Source organism: Streptomyces sp. NPDC044719 (genome assembly GCF_056433405.1).
The window spans coordinates 238618-255159 of sequence record NZ_JBWKHE010000006.1; the positions used below are offsets into that span (position 1 = coordinate 238618).

The 16542-nt window shown below is 72.5% G+C and carries 13 protein-coding genes; 3 read left to right on the forward strand and 10 right to left on the reverse strand.

All coding sequences use genetic code 11. The annotated features are described in order from the left end of the window. Positions 1–20 precede the first annotated feature (20 nt). Positions 21–1310 (reverse strand): glucarate dehydratase family protein, encoded by a 1290-nt coding sequence (locus AC07DF_RS24705; protein WP_478975265.1) that lies wholly within the window; start codon positions 1308–1310, stop codon positions 21–23. Further along, positions 1307–2260 (reverse strand): 5-dehydro-4-deoxyglucarate dehydratase, encoded by a 954-nt coding sequence (locus AC07DF_RS24710; RefSeq protein ID WP_478975268.1) that lies wholly within the window; start codon positions 2258–2260, stop codon positions 1307–1309. Before AC07DF_RS24710 ends, AC07DF_RS24705 begins: the two co-directional genes overlap by 4 nt. A gap of 88 nt (positions 2261–2348) precedes the next feature. On the opposite strand from AC07DF_RS24710, the gene AC07DF_RS24715 reads away from it, so the two are divergent. Both AC07DF_RS24715 and AC07DF_RS24720 read left to right on the forward strand, forming a co-directional pair. Continuing rightward, positions 2349–3131: an IclR family transcriptional regulator gene (locus AC07DF_RS24715; protein ID WP_478975271.1), complete on the forward strand. Its 783-nt coding sequence runs from the start codon at positions 2349–2351 to the stop codon at positions 3129–3131. 202 nt (positions 3132–3333) lie between these two features. Continuing rightward, a complete protein-coding gene (locus tag AC07DF_RS24720) occupies positions 3334–4677 on the forward strand; it encodes an MFS transporter (RefSeq protein ID WP_478975274.1) in 1344 nt (447 codons plus the stop codon). Position 4678: 1 nt separating this feature from the next. On the opposite strand, the gene AC07DF_RS24725 is transcribed toward AC07DF_RS24720, so the two are convergent. The 4 genes from AC07DF_RS24725 to AC07DF_RS24740 form a co-directional block, all read right to left on the reverse strand. Next, positions 4679–7228, reverse strand: a complete 2550-nt coding sequence (locus AC07DF_RS24725; protein WP_478975277.1) for an immunoglobulin I-set domain protein — start codon at positions 7226–7228, stop codon at positions 4679–4681. A 97-nt stretch (positions 7229–7325) separates the two neighbouring features. After that, positions 7326–7865, reverse strand: a complete 540-nt coding sequence (locus tag AC07DF_RS24730; RefSeq protein ID WP_478975280.1) for a hypothetical protein — start codon at positions 7863–7865, stop codon at positions 7326–7328. Positions 7866–7950: 85 nt separating this feature from the next. Continuing rightward, positions 7951–8925 carry an HtaA domain-containing protein gene (locus AC07DF_RS24735; RefSeq protein ID WP_478975284.1) on the reverse strand — a complete coding sequence of 325 codons (975 nt, stop codon included), beginning with the start codon at positions 8923–8925 and terminating at the stop codon, positions 7951–7953. 46 nt (positions 8926–8971) lie between these two features. Further along, positions 8972–9703 (reverse strand): hypothetical protein, encoded by a 732-nt coding sequence (locus AC07DF_RS24740; protein WP_478975287.1) that lies wholly within the window; start codon positions 9701–9703, stop codon positions 8972–8974. A gap of 148 nt (positions 9704–9851) precedes the next feature. Here AC07DF_RS24740 and AC07DF_RS24745 point away from each other — a divergent pair, with 148 nt between their 5' ends. After that, positions 9852–10910 carry a heme/hemin ABC transporter substrate-binding protein gene (locus tag AC07DF_RS24745; RefSeq protein WP_478975290.1) on the forward strand — a complete coding sequence of 353 codons (1059 nt, stop codon included), beginning with the start codon at positions 9852–9854 and terminating at the stop codon, positions 10908–10910. An 11-nt stretch (positions 10911–10921) separates the two neighbouring features. Here AC07DF_RS24745 and AC07DF_RS24750 read toward each other — a convergent pair whose 3' ends face one another. The 4 genes from AC07DF_RS24750 to AC07DF_RS24765 all read right to left on the reverse strand — a co-directional run bounded on the left by AC07DF_RS24750 (position 10922) and on the right by AC07DF_RS24765 (position 16500). After that, entirely contained in the window at positions 10922–11914 is a 993-nt protein-coding gene (locus AC07DF_RS24750; RefSeq protein ID WP_478975293.1) for an adenosine deaminase, read from the reverse strand. A gap of 20 nt (positions 11915–11934) precedes the next feature. After that, the gene (locus tag AC07DF_RS24755; protein ID WP_478975296.1) at positions 11935–12840 is read right to left on the reverse strand and encodes a ribonuclease Z; all 906 of its coding nucleotides are present in this window, start codon (positions 12838–12840) and stop codon (positions 11935–11937) included. Between the two features lie 6 nt (positions 12841–12846). Further along, complete coding sequence (locus AC07DF_RS24760) at positions 12847–13200, reverse strand: histidine triad nucleotide-binding protein (protein ID WP_359145664.1); 354 nt, start codon at positions 13198–13200, stop codon at positions 12847–12849. Between the two features lie 96 nt (positions 13201–13296). Then, on the reverse strand, positions 13297–16500 hold the full coding sequence (locus AC07DF_RS24765; RefSeq protein WP_478975300.1) for a S41 family peptidase: 3204 nt from the start codon (positions 16498–16500) through the stop codon (positions 13297–13299). Between the last annotated feature and the right edge of the window lie 42 nt (positions 16501–16542).

The following is a 16542-nucleotide window of genomic DNA, read 5'->3' on the forward strand; positions in this document are numbered from 1 at the left end:
GCCGATCACGCAGTCATGTCCTACCAGCGCGGCATCGAGGGCGTCACCCACTCGGGGTCTGCGATCCGCATGGCCGCCGCGTCGTCACGGTCCCGCAGCGCGCCGTCGTCGTCCAGCCACCGCCGGTGCAGTACGGCGAGGCGCTCGCGGTCGAGCTCCACGCCGAGGCCGGGCGCGTCCGACACCGCGACCTTGCCGCCCTCGAAGGTCAGCCGCTCGGTGAGGACGTCCTCCGACTGCCAGGGGTAGTGGGAGTCGCAGGCGTGGTGGAGGTTGGGGACGGTGGCCGCCACGTGGGTCATCGCGGCGAGCGAGATGCCCAGGTGGGTGTTGGAGTGCATCGAAACGCCGACGCCGAAGGTGCGGCAGATCGCGGCGAGCTGCTGGGTGTTGCGCAGGCCGCCCCAGTAGTGGTGGTCGGAGAGCACGACCTGGACAGCGCCCTTGGTGAACGCCTCCTTGATCTCGGCGAACGTCGTCACGCACATGTTGGTGGCCAGCGGCACCCCGGTCCGCTCGGCGACCTCGGCCATGGCGGGAGTGCCGAGCGCGGGGTCCTCCAGGTACTCCAGGACCTCCCCGAGCTCCTGGGCCACCTCGACCGACGTCTCGACGGACCAGGCGCCGTTGGGGTCCAGCCGCAGCGGATGCCCCGGGAACGCCTCGGCCAGTGCCCGTACGGCCGCGATCTCCTCGTCCGGCGGGAAGACGCCGCCCTTGAGCTTGAAGGAGGTGAAGCCGTAGCGCTCCTTGAACCGGCGGGCCTGTTCCACCACGCCCGCAGGGTCGACGGCGGCGCCCCAGTCGTCCTTCTCGGCGGGTACGCCCTCCGGGTGGCCGGCCCACTTGTAGAACAGGTAGGCGCTGTACTCGACGGCGTCGCGCACCTTGCCGCCGAGCAGCGCGTGCACGGGCAGTCCGAGCGCCTTGCCGAGGGCGTCGAGGCAGGCGACCTCGAAGCCGGAGACGACGGACAGCCGCAGCTTGTCGGCGGTCTGGACACCGCGCAGCCCGCCGACGTCGACGGCGTTCTCGACCCGGGAGCGGTCCACGGCGACCTGGTCCGCGAGCGTGAACAGGCCGTTCAGATCGCTGACCTGGTGCCCCTTCAGCCGCTCGGCGAAGGGGCGGGCCAGCTCCAGGTACTTGGCGTCGCCGTAGGTCTCCCCCACGCCCGTGATCCCGTCGGCTGTGACGACCTCGACGATCAGCCGGGGCGTGTACGGCTGGTGGACGCCCTGCGTGTTCAGCAGCGGCGGGTCCGCGACCAGGATCGGCGTCAGCCGTACGTCCGTGACGGCGAGGTTCACAGGGCGGCTCCTACGAGGTCGAGACCGGTGCTGAGGACGGTGGTGAGGGTCGCCAGGTCGGCGGGCGAGGGGTCGGTGAGCGGGGCGCGCACCGGCCCGACCCGGTGGCCGCACAGCCGGGCCGCCGCCTTCACCAGCGACACGGCGTACCCGGGGACGCGGTCGCGCAGTTCGACGAGCGGGACGTAGAAGTCGCGCAGCAGCTTGTCGACCGTGCCGTGGTCGCCGTCGCGCAGGGCGGCGAAGAAGGCGTCGGCGATCTCCGGGGCGAAGGCGTGCACGGCGGAGGAGTAGGCGGGGACGCCGACGGTGGCGTAGGCGCGGGCCTGGATCTCGGCGGTGGAGGCGCCGTTGAAGAACAGGAAGTCCTCGGGGGCGGCGAACGTGAGCCGTTGCAGCCGGTCGAGGTCGCTGTGGCCGTCCTTGAGGCCGATGACGTTCGGCAGGGCCGCGATGCGCTTGAGCGACTCGGCGGTGAAGGCGACCTGGCCGCGCTGGTAGGCGATCAGCGGCAGCCGGGTGCGGGCGGCGATCTGTTCCAGCTGGGCGACCAGGCCGTCCTGCGGGGCGGCGACGAGGTAGTGCGGCAGCACGAGGAGCGCGTCGGCGCCCGCCTCCTCGGCGATGCGCGCGAACCGCACGGCCTGCGCCCAGCCGTATCCGATGCCGGCCACGACGGGGACGCGGCCCGCCGCCTCCTCGACGGTGACGGTGACGACCTGGCGGTACTCGTCCTCGTCCAGCGAGAAGAACTCGCCGGTGCCGCAGGCGGGGAAGACGGCGCCGGGCGAGGCGGCGAGCCGCTCCGCGACGTAGGCGCGGAAGCCGTCCGGGTCGAGGGTGCCGTCGTCGCGGAAGCTGGTCAGCGGGAACGACAGCACGCCACCGGCCATGCCGTCCCGCAGCCGCTGCGCGACCGCTTCCGGTCCAGCGCCAGCGCTCACGGTCATCTCCTTATGTAGACGTCATCTATATATGAGAATGGCGGTTGGATACGCGAACGTCAACCGCCCGAGGCCGCCCGATTACGATCGGGTCATGCCAGACACAGGGGGCGTCCGCGAAGTGAAGTCCGCGGCGCGTACGGTCGAGCTGCTGGAACTCCTCGCGGCACGCGGCGACCGCCCGGCCCGGCTGCAGGAGCTGGCCGATGAACTCGGCGTGCCGCGCAGCTCGATGTACGCGTTGCTCCAGACCCTGATCTCGCGCGGCTGGGTCCGCACCGACGTCACCGGCTCCCTGTACGGCATCGGCATCCACGCCCTGCTCACCGGCACCAGCTACCTCGACTCGGACCCCCGGGTGCGGACCGTACGGCCGTATCTCGACGAGGCGTCCGAGACACTCGGCGAGACCATCCACCTGGGGCGCCTGGACGGCCGGGACGTGACCTATCTGGCGACGCGGGAGTCGCACGAGTACCTGCGCACGATCAGCCGAGTGGGGCGCCGGCTGCCCGCCCACGCGGGCGCGCTGGGCAAGGCACTGCTGGCGGAACGCCCGGACGAGGAGCTGCCCGAAGGGCCGTACGAGGCACTGACCCCGAACTCGCACACCAGCCGGGAGTCCCTGGCGGCCGACCTCGCGCGGGTCCGGGCCCGCGGCCACTCCGTGGACCGGGAGGAGGGCGTGAGCGGGATCGTCGGCTTCGGTTTCGCGCTGCGCTACGACTCCCCCGCGCTGGACGCGATCAGCTGCTCGGTGCCGGTCGCCCGGCTCACCCCGGAGCACGAGGAGCGGATCGTCGCCGTGATGCGGGAGATCCGGGCGAAGGCCGAGGCGACGGTACCGGCGGGGCCTGGATCGGTGCACTGGCGCTAGCGAGAACACCCGCGCCACCTGGCGAAAGGCGCTCGTTTACCCGAGCTTCACCACACCAAACACAACGTGATCCAGATCACGCTCTCTCAGTTCACGCGTTCGACTGCTTGCTTGATACAAATTGCCCGCGCGTTCCTGTCCGTCGACGGTCGTCGCCCCTCCCCCCCTCTTCCCGCTCCTTTCGCATGCCCTGGGAACGCCCGTGTTCGCCCCCCGCACCACACCCTGGCCCCTCGTCGCCCTTTTCACGGCCGGGTACCTCGCTCCGTATCTGCTGCCGACCACCGTCGGCAGGCTCGACTCGGACCTTCCGCTCTCCGCCACGCAGGCCGGTGCCGTCGGCAGTGCGCTGCTGCTGAGTTCGGCCGCCGCCGGATTCGTCCTGGCCTCCCGGGTCGAACGGATCGGAGCCCGCACTCTCGCCCGGATCGGGCTCGCCCTGGCCGTGTTCGGCTACGGCGGTGCCGCGCTCACCACCGCCGTCCCGGCCGTCGTCGCCGGGGCCGTCCTCGGCGGGTTCGGCTCCGGCACGGCCACCACCGTCGCCGCCACGCTCATCGCCGGGCAGCGGGATCCGCACCGGGCCTCCACCGCCGGGCTGCTCACCGTCTCCGCCCTCGCGGGTGCCGTGTATCTGACGGTCCCTCGCCTCGGCCCGGGGCACGGCCTGCCGCTGGCCGCGATCGCCCTCACGGCCCTGGTCGTGTGGCCGCTGACCGGCCGCCTCCCGGTCGGTACGCCCGCCACACCCACCACCCGGCACGACAAGGCCCGGTTGCCGCACGCCCGTTCGGGACTGGTGCTGGCCGCCGCCATGCTGTGCTGGTCGCTCGCCCAGAACTCCCTGTGGGGCGTGAGCGGACGGATCGGTCTTGACCAGGCCCGCCTCAGCGAGGCCACCGTCGGGGCCGTGTTCGCCCTGGGACTGGGCGCCGGACTGACCGGGGTCCTGGCGGCGGGCGCGCTCGGCGCCCGGCTGGGACGTGCCGTTCCCATCGGGGCGGGCACGGTCCTCATCGCCGGCTGTATCGCGCTCAGCGCCTCCTCGACCGACCTGACGACTTTCGCGACCGGCGAGATCGCCTGGAACACCCTGTACCCGGTGGTGCTGTCGTATCTGATCGGGCTCGCCGCCTCGCTCGACCCGCGCGGCCGCTGGGCGGTGCTGGTCGGCTCGGCGTCCTCGCTGGGCACGGCCGCCGGGCCGCTCACCGGCAGTGTGCTGTCGGCGCAGGCCGGGTTCCCGGCCATGGGCGCGGTCCTCGGCGCCGGTCTGCTGGTGATCGCCCTGCCGATGACGGCCGTCGCCCTGCACACCGGCGGGCGCCCGCTGCTGCCCGGCGCGATCCGCCGCCGCGGCGGCCACCCGGCCGCCCTGGTCGCCGCCGCAACCGGCACGCCCTCCGGGGCGATCCCCGAGATCGGCGCCCCGGAACAGCCGGTCGTGGAGATCGCCGTGGAGGCCGCGGCCGTTCCGGCCCAGCGGGCCTACGACCAGGCAGGACCCCGGCAGGCGGGTGCCTCACCGGGGTCCGGGGCCCGGTAGGTCAGCCGCGGATGCCGCCCGCGCGGGCGCGCCGGTGCGCGAACCAGCCCGTCGCCGTGAGGGCCACCGCCAGCGCTGCCACCGTCAGGACGGTGACGCCGGTGGAGGCGAGACTGCCGGAGGCGCCGGCGGCCGACGTCCCGGTGCCGCCACCGGCACCACTGCCGCCACTGGTCCCACCGGTGCCGCCCGTCGTACCGGTGCCGCCGCCGGTGCCACCACCCGTGCCGCCACCGTCTCCGCCGTCGGTGTCCACCGGGTCCTGGCCGGCGAAGGCCACCGGGACCTTGACGTCCTGGGATCGGTCGCCGGAGAGGGTGTGGTCGGCACGGGTGGCCAGGACGCAGGTGGCCTTGAAGCAGTCCGTGTACTCGTCCTTGGCGTCCACCGTCAGCTCGACCTCGAAGGTGCCGCCCTCGCCGTACGGGATCGCCAACTCCTCCCCGTAGTCGGGCGGGTCGGAGGAGATCCACGCCGAGGAGTGCGAGGTGCCGGACATGTCGACGCCGCCGATGCACGGGGTGGGCAGTTCGCCCGCGCCGTTGTCGACGCACAGGGCGACGTAGACGCCCTTCTTCACGTCGTAGCCGGAGCCGGTGATCTCGAGGGTCTGGTCCTCGGTGGAGAGGTGGTTGACCGGGGTGACGGTGAGCTTCTGCCCCTCCGGGCCGGTCACGGTCTTCGTGCCGGACGGCTCGGTGTCCTCGCCGCCGTCGCCGCCCCCGGGGCCGCCGCCCCCGGCCTCCCTGACCGTCAGAGTGACCGGGGAGGAGCGGGTGGTGCCGGCGGTGTTCTCGAACTCGGCGCGGTACCGGTGGCCGTTCTGCCCCGTCTGCGCCGTGAAGGAGTAGGAGGTGCGCGTCGCGCCCTCGATCGCGGACCAGGTCCGGCCGCCGTCGGTGCTGACCTGCCAGCTCACGGCCGGTTCCGGGGTGCCCTCGGCCGCCGCCACGAAGGTGACCTTGTCGCCCGGAGCCACGGTCTGGTCGGTCGGGGACCGGGTGACCTCGGGCGAGACACGGCGGTCCAACCGGAGGACCGAACTCTCCGCCTGGTGCGTCAGATAGACGGAACCGGCGCCCGGAGTCACGGCCACACCGCCGAATCCACCCGCCCGGCTGCCGGGCAGGGCGAGGGGCACGGCCGCCCGCTCGAAGGCAGTGCTGTCGTACACCTCCAGGGCGCCGTTGTTGTCCGCGCCGTCCTCCGCGCTGCCGTAGTCCTCACGGAGGACGAAGGCCTCACCCGTGGCCTTGTCGAAGGCCACCGCGGTGGGCCGGTCCTTGCCCTTGAGGGTCGTCAAAAGTTTCGCGTCCTTGTCGAAGACGAGCACCGAAGAGCCCGTCCCCACCCAGACGTTGCCGGTCCCGGGGTCCACCTCGAGGAAGGCGAGGATCTGCGCGGGCAGGGCCGCCTCGGCGGTCACGGTGAGGGACCCGGCGTCGATACGGCGGAGCTTGCCGCCGGTCGTCTCGGCGGACCAGAGGGTCCCGCGGGCGGTATCGGCCGCGAGGTCGCCGCCACCGTCGAGGGTGACGGTCCGCCTGACGGCCCCGGTGGCGGTCTCCACCTCGGACAGGGCTGCGCCCTGGGAGATCAGGACGGTGTCCGCGCCGTTGCCCGGAGCGGCCCCGGTGACCGCGCCGCCGGGCGGCCAGACGCCCTTCGCCGCCGTGTCGCCGTCCTTGGCGGTGCCGATGCCGCGCACCGGGTACTGGAAGACGACCCCGTCACCGGCGAGCGGGGCGATGATCCGCTGCACCGCGCGGGGCTGCATCGTGCCGGTGGAGCCGGGGGCCTGGGCGACATGGCTGAGCAGCTTGCCGTCCTCGGGGTTCAGGACGTACAGGCCCGCCTCGTTGACGTCCGCCGTGTCGGGGATGTTGTCGGAGCCGACGTACAGCTTCCCGGAGTCGGGGTGCAGCAGCAGGGCGTTGGGCCGGCCGACGGTGGTGATCTCGGCGGAGCGCGCGTAACTGACGGTGCCGGCCGGGACGTCCACGCCGTCGCCGTCGCCGCCACCGGGCTCCTGGCCCTGGAAGGTGATCGGGATCCGGACGTCCTGGGAGCGGTCGCCGGCGGCCCGGTGATCGACGCGGGTGACGACCGAGCAGCGGACCTGGGCGCAGTCGAGGCCGCCGTCCTTGGCCGTGGCCTCGATCTCGACGTCGAAGGTGCCGCCGTCGCCGAAGGTCTCGGTGAGCGGGCCCTCGTTGGCATCGCCCTCGGGGACGATCCACTTCGAGGCGCCGCTGCCGCCGCTCTGGTCGGCGCCGCCCAGGCAGGGGGTGGGGATGCGGTTGTCGCCGTTGTCCTTGCACACGGCGACGTAGATGCCCTTGGCGGTGCCGTAGCCGGAGCCGGTGACGCGCAGGGTCTCCCCGTCCGGGTCGAGGTTCGCGGAGGCGGAGACGGAGAGTTTCTGGCCGTTCTTGCCGAGGCCCGTCCTCGGGGTGTCGGCGGCCTGCGCGGCGGTGCCGGCGCCGACGGCGACCGACGCGGCCACCAGGGCGGCGGCGCCGAGCAGCGCCGCCGGGCGTCTGTGATGCATGAGCGGTTCCTCACATGGTCGGGTGGGCCCGTGCGGACACCGAGGGCCGGGCCTCGGAATGCCTCCGGGCCCGGCCTGGCGGTGCGTCAGCCGGCCGTCACCGGAAGGTGACCGGGACGTGGACGTCGTACTTGCGGTCGCCGCTGTCGAAGTGGTCGGCGCGGGTCACGATCGCGCAGGTGACGTCGTCGCCGCAGACCTGGCCGTTGTCGAGGGTGGCCTTGACGAAGATGTTCACGTCGAAAGTGCCGCCGGTGCCGAACTTGGAGCTGTTGGCGAACATGCCGCCGAAGGTGTTGTTCACCCAGTGCGAGGCACCGGTGGAGCCGCTCTCGTCCTGGCCGCCCAGGCAGGGGGTCGGCTTGGCGGCCCCCTGAGCGCCCGAGACCACGCACAGGCCTACGTAGATGCCCTGGCCCGGGTTGAAGCCGGAGCCGGTGACGTTGATGACCTGGCCGGCCGCCGAGGCCGTGTTCGGTGCGGTCACCGACAGGTTGTAGGTGGTGCCGCCGTCGGTGATCGTACGGGTCGAGGTGGCGGCGGAGGCCGAGCCGGCCAGGCCCAGGGTGAGGGCGGCGGATGCGGCGACGGCCACGCCGGCACGGGCGGCGGTACGGGCGGAGAAGGCGGATCTCATGGGGGTACGAGCCCTTTCTCGTCGGTCGGCCTCGTTGGCCGACAGCGAGCAAAGATTAGGTAAGGCTTACCTAACTAAGCAAGGGTCAGTTCGCGGCACGCACGGTGAACTGCGCTACAGCGGCGCCCTGTTGCCCCGTCACGGCGGACAACTCGACCATGTGCTCGCCCTCGACAGCCGTGACGTAGACCGGGAAGGCCCGGGCGACACGGCCCTCCTCGTCGGCCACCGCCTGGTACCGGGTGTCGCCGTCGATCGCGACGAGCACGACCGCGCCGGGCGCGAAGCCCTCTCCACTGACCCGCTGTTCCTCGCCGGCGGCGAGGAAGGAGCGCGCGACGGAGGCCATGGGCGCGCTCACCCGCTCCCGCCGCGGTTCGGGCGTGGATGCACCCGGGACAGTAGGAGTCGGCGACGGCGGCGACGGCGGCGACGGTACGTCACCGGAAGCGCCGCCCCCTGCTCCGGTACCGGCCGTCACGTCCAGCACCCCCAGCGCGTCCCCCGGCGCGAACCGCTCCCCGCTCCAGTCGGACAGCAGCCCCGCACCCTCGTCCGTGAGGGCCGCCCGCAGCCCGGTCCAGGTCATCCCGCCGGCGCGTAGGGTGGGTTCGGCAGCGCCCGCCCCGAACTCGGCCAGCGTCACCTCCCGCACACGGCCGTCGCCTACGGCCCGGGCGTGCAGCGTGCCGCCGCCTCCGTCGCCCGTCAGCTCCAGCCGCAGGCCGCCCAGGACGAGCGGGTCACCCGGGGCTGCGGACCGTTGGAGACGGGCCGTGCCACCCAACTCGACGTCCGCCGCACCGGTTTCGGGATCCGCGCCGCCTCCCGTCGCCGGGAACCAGGACCGATCGGCCGCCCCCTGTACGGCCGGCCGGTCCGTGGTCAGCGCGATGCCTCTGCCGGTGAGGCCGGGTGCGACTGTGTTCCAGCTCGCGTACCCTCCGGACACCGCGCGCGGAAGGTCCTCCCCGTCCTGCGCGGCCGCCGCGCCCGGCGACAGCACCGCGAACAGGGCGGTACCGATGGCCAGGGCGACGGCGCCGGGACTTTTCGCCATCTTCGTACCCCTCTCCCTATGAGGTTGTGGTCAGCTGAGGTTGTGGTCAGCTCGCGTCGGTGCGCCCGGCCCTGCGCCCGCGTGCCCAGAACCAGGTACCGGCGCCGGCGGCGACCAGCCCGGCGGCGGTGAGCCCGAGCGGCAGCACGGCCGAGCCGGTACTGGCCAACGGGCCGCCGGAGTCCTTGTCGCCACCGCCGCTGGAACTCACCACTCCACCCCCGCCGGTCGCGCTCGCCCCGGCCGTCGCGCTCGGCGCGGCCGAGGGGCCGCCGTCCCCGGACGAAGCACCGCCGAAGGTCACCGGCACCCGGACCGTCTGGCTCTGGTCGCCACCGCGCGTGTGGTCATTACGCGTGATGACGGCGCAGGTCACCCCGGCCTTCGTGCAGTCGGTGTTGGCGTCCTTGGCGCGCACCGTGAGCTTCACGCTGAAGGCGCCGCCGTGCCCGCTGCCGCCGTACGGCTTCGCCAGCCCGTCCCCGTACGAGGGCGGGTCGGAGGAGATCCACGCCGAAGCACCGGACTCGCCGGACATGTCGACGCCGCCGACACAGGGAGTGGGGGTCTCGCCCGGGCCGTTGTCCACGCAGAAGGCGACGTAGATGCCCTTCTCCGTGTTGTAGCCGGAGCCGGTGACGGTCACCGTCTCGCCTGCCGATTTCAGGCCGGAGGACTTGGAGACGGTGAGTTTCTGCCCCTCGGGCCCGGTCGCCGAACCACCGGCGGCAACGGCCGGAGCGGTGGCCGGGGCGAGCAGAGCCGCGACAGCCGCCACGATCCCCCAAGCTCCCCGGTATCCAGCAACTCCCTTGCGGCGTAGGCCAGTTGACGATGGCATGAAACACCCCCACCAAGGTTTATTAAGGTGAGCCTAACCTAAACTAACCGTCAATTGTGCGTCGCGAGAGAGGGAAAGTGGAGCCATGCTCAACTCAGCGAGATGCCGTCCCCCCGCCCGCAGGCGCGCCCTCGCCGCACTCGCCCTCACCCTCGGACTGCTGGCCGGCGCCTGCGGCTCCGGAGGCGGCTCGTCGTCCTCCGGCGGCTCGGACGCCGCACCGGCATCGGCGAACGCCCGTGCCACGGCGGCCAAGAAGCAGCTCGCGAAGAACACGATCGTGCCCCTGAAGGGCAAGTCCCCCACCCCGAAGCTGCCGGTGACCGTCGACTCCTCCGACGGCCGGAAGGTCACCGTGAAGGACGCCTCCCGCATCCTGCCGCTCAACGGCGGCGTGGCGGAGACCGTGTTCACCCTGGGGCTCGGCGACCGCGTCGTAGGCCGCGACATCACCGCCACGTTCGCCGAGGCGAAGAAACTCCCCCAGGTCACCAAGGCGCACGACGTGAGCGCGGAGAGCGTACTGTCACTGCGGCCGACCGTGGTGCTCGCCGACACCGACACCAGCCCCGACGAGGCGCTCGACCAGATCCGGGACGCCGGCGTCCCCGTCGTCGTCCTCGATCCGGCGACGAAGCTGTCCGACGTCACCTCGCGCACGACCCGTATCGCGGAGGCCCTCGGCGTCCCGGGCGCGGGCAAGGCGCTCAACGCGCGGATGAGCGACGAACTCGCCGCCGCCCGGGACGCCGTGCCCGAGGGCAGCAGGCCCAAGGTCGCGTTCCTCTACCTGCGCGGCAGCGCGGCCGTCTACTTGATCGGCGGCAAGGGCTCCGGCGCCGACTCCCTCATCGAGGCCGCGGGCGCGGTGGACGCGGGCACCGCCGCCGGCCTGGACAAGCCGTTCACCCCGATCACCACCGAGGCCCTCGCCCAGGCCCAGCCGGACGTCATCCTGATGATGTCGAAGGGCCTGGAGTCCGTCGGCGGCATCGACGGACTCGTCAAGATCCCCGGCATCGCCCAGATCCCCGCCGGGATGAACCGCCGCGTCGTCGACGTGGAGGACGGCGTGCTGCTCGGCTACGGCCCGCGCACGCCGCTGGTCATCGACATCCTGGTGGACCGCATCCACGCGAAGTGAAGCGGGTGGGCCTACGGGAAGGTGTAGGCCTCCACCTCGGCGAGATACCGCGCCCGCAGCTCCTCGTCGTCCTCCAGGAAGGACGCGAGGAAGGAGTTGCGGGCGAGCTCCCGCAGCCGCTCCTCGCCCAGGCCGAGGGTGGCGCGCACGGCGTCGAAGTTCTCACCGGCGTAGCCGCCGAAGTAGGCCGGGTCGTCCGAGTTCACCGTGCACATGAGCCCGGCGTCCAGCATGGCGGGCAGGGGGTGGTCGGCGAGGGTGTCGACGGTCCGCAGCCGGACGTTCGACAGCGGGCACAGCGTCAGCGGCACCCGGTCCCGCACCAGCCGCTCCACCAGCGCCGGGTCCTCCACACAGCGCAGCCCGTGGTCGACCCGCTCCACGCCGAGGATGTCCAGCGCCTCGGTGATGTACTCCGGCGGCCCCTCCTCACCGGCGTGCGCGACCCGCCGCAGCCCGAGCGCGGCGGCGGCCTCGTAGACCTCGCGGAACTTCACCGGCGGGTGCCCGACCTCGGCCGAGTCGAGGCCCACACCGGTGATCCGGTCCAGGTACGGCTTCGCCGCGTCCAGGGTCGCCAGGGCCGACTCGGCGGACTCGTCGCGCAGGAAGCACAGGATCAGCCGGGTCGAGACACCGTGGTTCGCCTCGCTGCCGCTCAGCGCCCGCCACAGCCCCTCGACGACCGTGCCGATCTCCAGCCCCCGGCTGGTGTGGGCCTGCGGGTCGAAGAAGATCTCCGCGTGCCGCACACCCTGGGCGGCGGCGCGGGCGAGGTAGGCGTTGGCCAGGTCCTCGAAGTCCCGCTCGGTGCGCAGGACGGCCATGAGCTCGTAGTACAGGTTCAGGAAGGACTGCAGGTCCTCGAACCGGTACGCCTCGCGCAGCTCGTCCGTGTCGGCGTACGGCAGCGTGACGCCGTTGCGCGCGGCGAGCTCGAAGGCGAGTTCCGGTTCCAGGGTGCCTTCGATGTGAAGGTGCAGTTCGGCTTTGGGGAGGGACATCAATTCATCGTACGGCTGATTCACCGACGCTTCGGAACCGGCACTCTCAGTAGATCGTGCGCCACGGTCAGCTCACCCTCGTACCCGGCGGCCCGCGCCTGCCGCTCGAACTCTTCCGAGTCGGTGTAACGCTGACTGAAGTGCGTCAGCACGAGATGGCGCACACCGCCGTCCCGGGCCACCCGCGCGGCCTGTCCCGCCGTCAGATGGCCGTGCTCCACGGCGAGTTGCTCGTCCTCGTCGAGGAACGTCGACTCGATGACGAGCATGTCGCAGCCCTCGGCGAGCGTGTACACCCCGTCGCACAGCCGGGTGTCCATGACGAACGCGAACCGCTGCCCGCGACGCGTCTCGCTGACGGCGTCGAGGGGAACCCCGCCGAGCGAACCCTCGCGCTGGATCCGGCCGACGTCCGGGCCCTTGATGCCGTGCGCGGCAAGCCGCTCGGGCAGCATGCGGCGCCCGTCGGGCTCGACGAGCCGGTAGCCGTACGACTCCACGGGGTGCGAGAGCTTCCGGGCGTCCAGCGTGTAGTCGCCGGTACGGGCGAGGGGCCCGTCGCCGGAGACGGGTGCCTCGGTGATCTCGACGGTCTCGCGGTAGGCGGTGGCGTACCGGAGACGGTCGAAGAAGCGCTGCCCTGAGCGGGGGTAGTGCGCGGTGATCTCGTGCGGCACCTTGTCGAGGTTGATGCGCTGGATGACACCGGCGAGGCCGAGGCTGTGGTCGCCGTGGAAGTGCGTGACGCAGATCCGGTTCAGGTCGTGCGCGGCGACCCCGGCCCGCAGCATCTGCCGCTGCGTGCCCTCGCCTGGGTCGAACAGGATGCCCTCGCCGTCCCAGCGCAGCAGGTAGCCGTTGTGGTTGCGGTGCCGGGTCGGCACCTGGCTGGCGGTGCCGAGGACCACGAGTTCACGTACGGACAAGGCGGACTACCCGGGGGGCCATTCGAGGCCGCGGCCGCCGAGCACATGGCCGTGCACGTGCCAGACGGTCTGGCCGGCGCCGCTGCCGGTGTTGAAGACGAGACGGTGGCTGTCGAGCTTCTCCTCGTCGGCGACGGCCTGGGCCTCGCGGACCACGTCCGCGGTGAGGGCGGGGTCGGCGGCGGCGAGGGCGGCGGCGTTCTCGTAGTGCGCCTTGGGGATGATCAGGACGTGGGTGGGGGCCTGCGGGTTGATGTCGCGGAACGCGACGGTGGTGTCTGTCTGGCGGACGATGGTCGCCGGGATGGTGCCGGCGACGATCTTGCAGAACAGGCAGTCTTCCTGGGGCTCCCCTGCCATGTCTCCTCCGAGGGTTGGGCCGTGTGGTCCGACTTGGGCATCGTATCGTCGTCGGGTGCGGGTACGTTTGGGCTGGTCGCGCAGTTCCCCGCGCCCCTAAAGGGTTGGCAAGGCCGGCGGCGTTTTCGCCGGTACTGCCTCCAGGGCCTCCAGTGCCAGTCGGATGGCCTCGTCCAGTTGGGTGTCTCTGCCGGCCACGTGATCCTGCGGGCGCTGCACGACTTCCACGTCCGGGTCCACCCCGTGATTCTCGACGTCCCACTCGTAGCCCTCCAGCCAGAAGGCGTACTTGGGCTGGGTGACGAGGGTGCCGTCCACGAGCCGGTACCGGCTGTCGATCCCGATGACTCCGCCCCAGGTGCGGGTGCCGACGACGGGGCCGAGCCCCAAGGCCTTGATGGCCGCATTGACGATGTCGCCGTCGGAGCCGGAGAACTCGTTGGCGACGGCCACGACGGGGCCGCGGGGGGCGTCCTCGGGGTAGCTGTAGGGGCGCATGCCGCGCGGAACCGCCCAGCCGACGATGCGCCGGGCGAGTTTCTCGATGACCAGCTGCGAGGTGTGGCCGCCGCGGTTCTCGCGGACGTCGACGACCAGGCCCTCGCGGGCGACCTCGACGCGCAGGTCACGGTGGATCTGGGCCCAGCCGGGCGCCTGCATGTCCGGGACGTGCAGATAGCCGAGGCGGCCGCCGGACTTCTCGTGCACGTAGGCGCGCCGGTCGGCGACCCAGGCGTGGTAGCGCAGCGGCTCCTCGTCCGCGACCGGAACGACGACGGCGTGCCGGGGGTCGCCGCCGCCGGACGGGGAGATGGTCAGCTCCACCGGCTTGCCCGCCGTGCCGATCAGCAGCGGGCCGGGCCCGGCGACGGGGTCGACCGGCTGTCCCGCGATCGCGAGGATCGCGTCCCCGGGGCGTACGGCGACACCGGGTGCGGCGAGCGGGCTGCGCGCCTCCGGGTCGGAGGTCTCCGAGGGCAGGATGCGGTCGACACGCCAACTGCCGTCCTCGTGGCGGGAGATGTCCGCGCCGAGCAGGCCCTGGCGGGCACCGCGGCCGTAGCCGCCGCGCGGGGTGACGTAGGCGTGCGAGGTGCCGAGTTCGCCCTGGACCTCCCACAGGAGGTCGACCAGGTCGTCGTGGGTGGCGCACCGCTCCACGACCGGGCGGTAGCGGTCGAGGACGCCGTTCCAGTCGACGCCGCTCATGTCCGGCCGCCAGAAGTGGTCCCGCATGATGCGGCCGTTCTCGTCGAACATCTGCCGCCACTCGGCGGCCGGGTCGACGAACTGGCGTACGCGGCCGAGGTCGACGGTGATGTTGGAGTCGCTGTCGTCGTCGTTCGAGGCGCGCCGGTCGCTGGGGACGACCTTCAGCCGCCCGTCGGTCCACAGCAGCACCCGCTTGCCGTCGCCGCTGACCTCGAAGTGGTCGGCGTCGACGGCGAGATGCTCGACCCGCTGCTGGGCGAGGTCGTAGCGCTCCAGCTCGGACTTGGGCTCGGGATCGTCCGGGGTGGCCCGGGACGCGCCGAGCACTCCGGAGACCGGGTGGCGCAGCCACAGGACGCCGTCCTTCGCGGCCCTCAGGTTGGAGTAGCGGGCGGCCTCGACCGGGAAGGGCACGATGCGGTCGGCGAGGCCCTCGATGTCGATGCGGGTGGTGGGGGTGCCCTCGCTGTCGGGGGTCTCCTCCCGGTCGGGCGTCTCGAAGGACCGGCCGTGCCGCTGCGGCCCGAACGGGGAGGGCGTGGTCGCCGCGAGGGTGATCAGGTGCGGCCTGGCACCCTCCACGAAGGCCAGGTCGAAGACGTGCTCGTCGTACACCGGGTCGAAGGAGCGGGTCGACAGGAACGCGAGGTGCTTGCCGTCCACCGTGAACGCCGGCGCGTAGTCCTGGAAGCGCAGCGGGGTCGCCTCGGTGACCGACAGGTCGGTGGTGTTGGCGAGCTTCAACTGGCACAGGGGCCGCGGCCCGGGATGGGACCAGGCGAGCCATCCCGAATCGGGCGAGAAGACGAGCCCCGACACATCGCCGTCCTCGCTCCGGTCCACCTCCCGCACCTCACCCGTCTCCCGCTCGACGAGCAGCAGCCGTCCGTCGTGCGAGGCGACGGCCGCACGGCTGCCGTCGGGCGCCATGGCGAGGTCCAGCACCCGGCCGAGCTGCCCGGCGGCGAGCCGGCGCGGCGTCGCTCCCGGGGCGAGCCCGGTGGCGGGCGCGAACTCCAGGGCGTCGTCACCCTCGGCGTCCGTCACCCACACCACCCATTCCTCACCGTCGGCGCGGAAGGCGCGCGGCTGCCGGGCCCGCACGCCGGGCGTCGCGGCGAGGGCGCGGGCGGGGCCGGAGCGGTGGGTGACCCAGTGGATGGAGCCGCGTACGGAGACGGCGCTGCCGCGCGCGGTGTGGTCCGGGGACGCCGACCCGAACGACCGGGAGGCCTGCAGCGGAAACGGCTGAAGATCGACGCGCTGCCCGCCCAGCCGCACGTCCAGCCGACGCGGCTCGGCCCCGTCCAGATCATCGAGCACCCACAGCTCACCGGCGCTGGAGTACACAACCCTGGTGCCGTCGGTCGCCGCATGCCGGGCGTAGAAGCCGTCGAGCGGCGTGTGCCGCCGCAGATCCGCCCCGTCGGCGAGGGAGGAGTAGAGCGCCCCGGTGCCCTCGTGATCGGACAGAAAGGCGATGCGCTCACCGACCCACAGCGGATACTCGACGTTCCCGTCGACCTCCTCATGCAGCCGTACGAACTCCCCGTCCCCCTCCCGGTCGATCCACAACTTGCCCGCGGTTCCGCCCCGGTACCGCTTCCACCAGGCGGCCTCGCGCCCCATCGGCGCGGACAGCAGGACCACACTCGGCCCGTAGGCGATGTCGCCGACGGGCCCGTACGGCAGGGTGGTGGCCGGACCGCCGTCGAGCGGAACGGCACGCGCCCAGGTGCGGCGCAGGCTCGTCTGCCCCTGGGTACTGATGGCCAGGACCTCACCGTCCGGCGTCCAACCGCGCACCTGGGTCTTCGAACTTCCCCAGTACGTCAGCCGCTTGGCGGGTCCGCCGTCGGCCGGGGCGATGTGCACCTCGGGAGCGCCGTCGCGGGTGGAGGTCCACGCGACGGTGGTGCCGTCGGGCGAGATACGGGGCTGGGTCACCGGCACGTTGTCGGCGCTGACCCGCCAGGCCCGGCCGCCGTCGAGAGGGGCGAGCCACACGTCGTCCTCGGCGGTGAAGGCGACCAGGTCGCCGCGCACGTGGGGGAACCGGAGGTAAGCAGGCGATGCGGACTGAGTCACCCGATCACCCTATGCAGGGACGGCGCCACGCGGACAGACTTC

Bases quoted from the DNA above. Each gene is read 5' to 3' on its own strand.
- AC07DF_RS24760 (WP_359145664.1), bottom strand. From the start codon at position 13,200: ATGGCAGGGGAGCCCCAGGAAGACTGCCTGTTCTGCAAGATCGTCGCC.
- AC07DF_RS24715 (WP_478975271.1), top strand. From the start codon at position 2,349: ATGCCAGACACAGGGGGCGTCCGCGAAGTGAAGTCCGCGGCGCGTACG.
- AC07DF_RS24735 (WP_478975284.1), bottom strand. From the start codon at position 8,925: ATGGCGAAAAGTCCCGGCGCCGTCGCCCTGGCCATCGGTACCGCCCTG.
- AC07DF_RS24725 (WP_478975277.1), bottom strand. From the start codon at position 7,228: ATGCATCACAGACGCCCGGCGGCGCTGCTCGGCGCCGCCGCCCTGGTG.
- AC07DF_RS24750 (WP_478975293.1), bottom strand. From the start codon at position 11,914: ATGTCCCTCCCCAAAGCCGAACTGCACCTTCACATCGAAGGCACCCTG.
- AC07DF_RS24710 (WP_478975268.1), bottom strand. From the start codon at position 2,260: ATGACCGTGAGCGCTGGCGCTGGACCGGAAGCGGTCGCGCAGCGGCTG.
- AC07DF_RS24745 (WP_478975290.1), top strand. From the start codon at position 9,852: ATGCTCAACTCAGCGAGATGCCGTCCCCCCGCCCGCAGGCGCGCCCTC.
- AC07DF_RS24730 (WP_478975280.1), bottom strand. From the start codon at position 7,865: ATGAGATCCGCCTTCTCCGCCCGTACCGCCGCCCGTGCCGGCGTGGCC.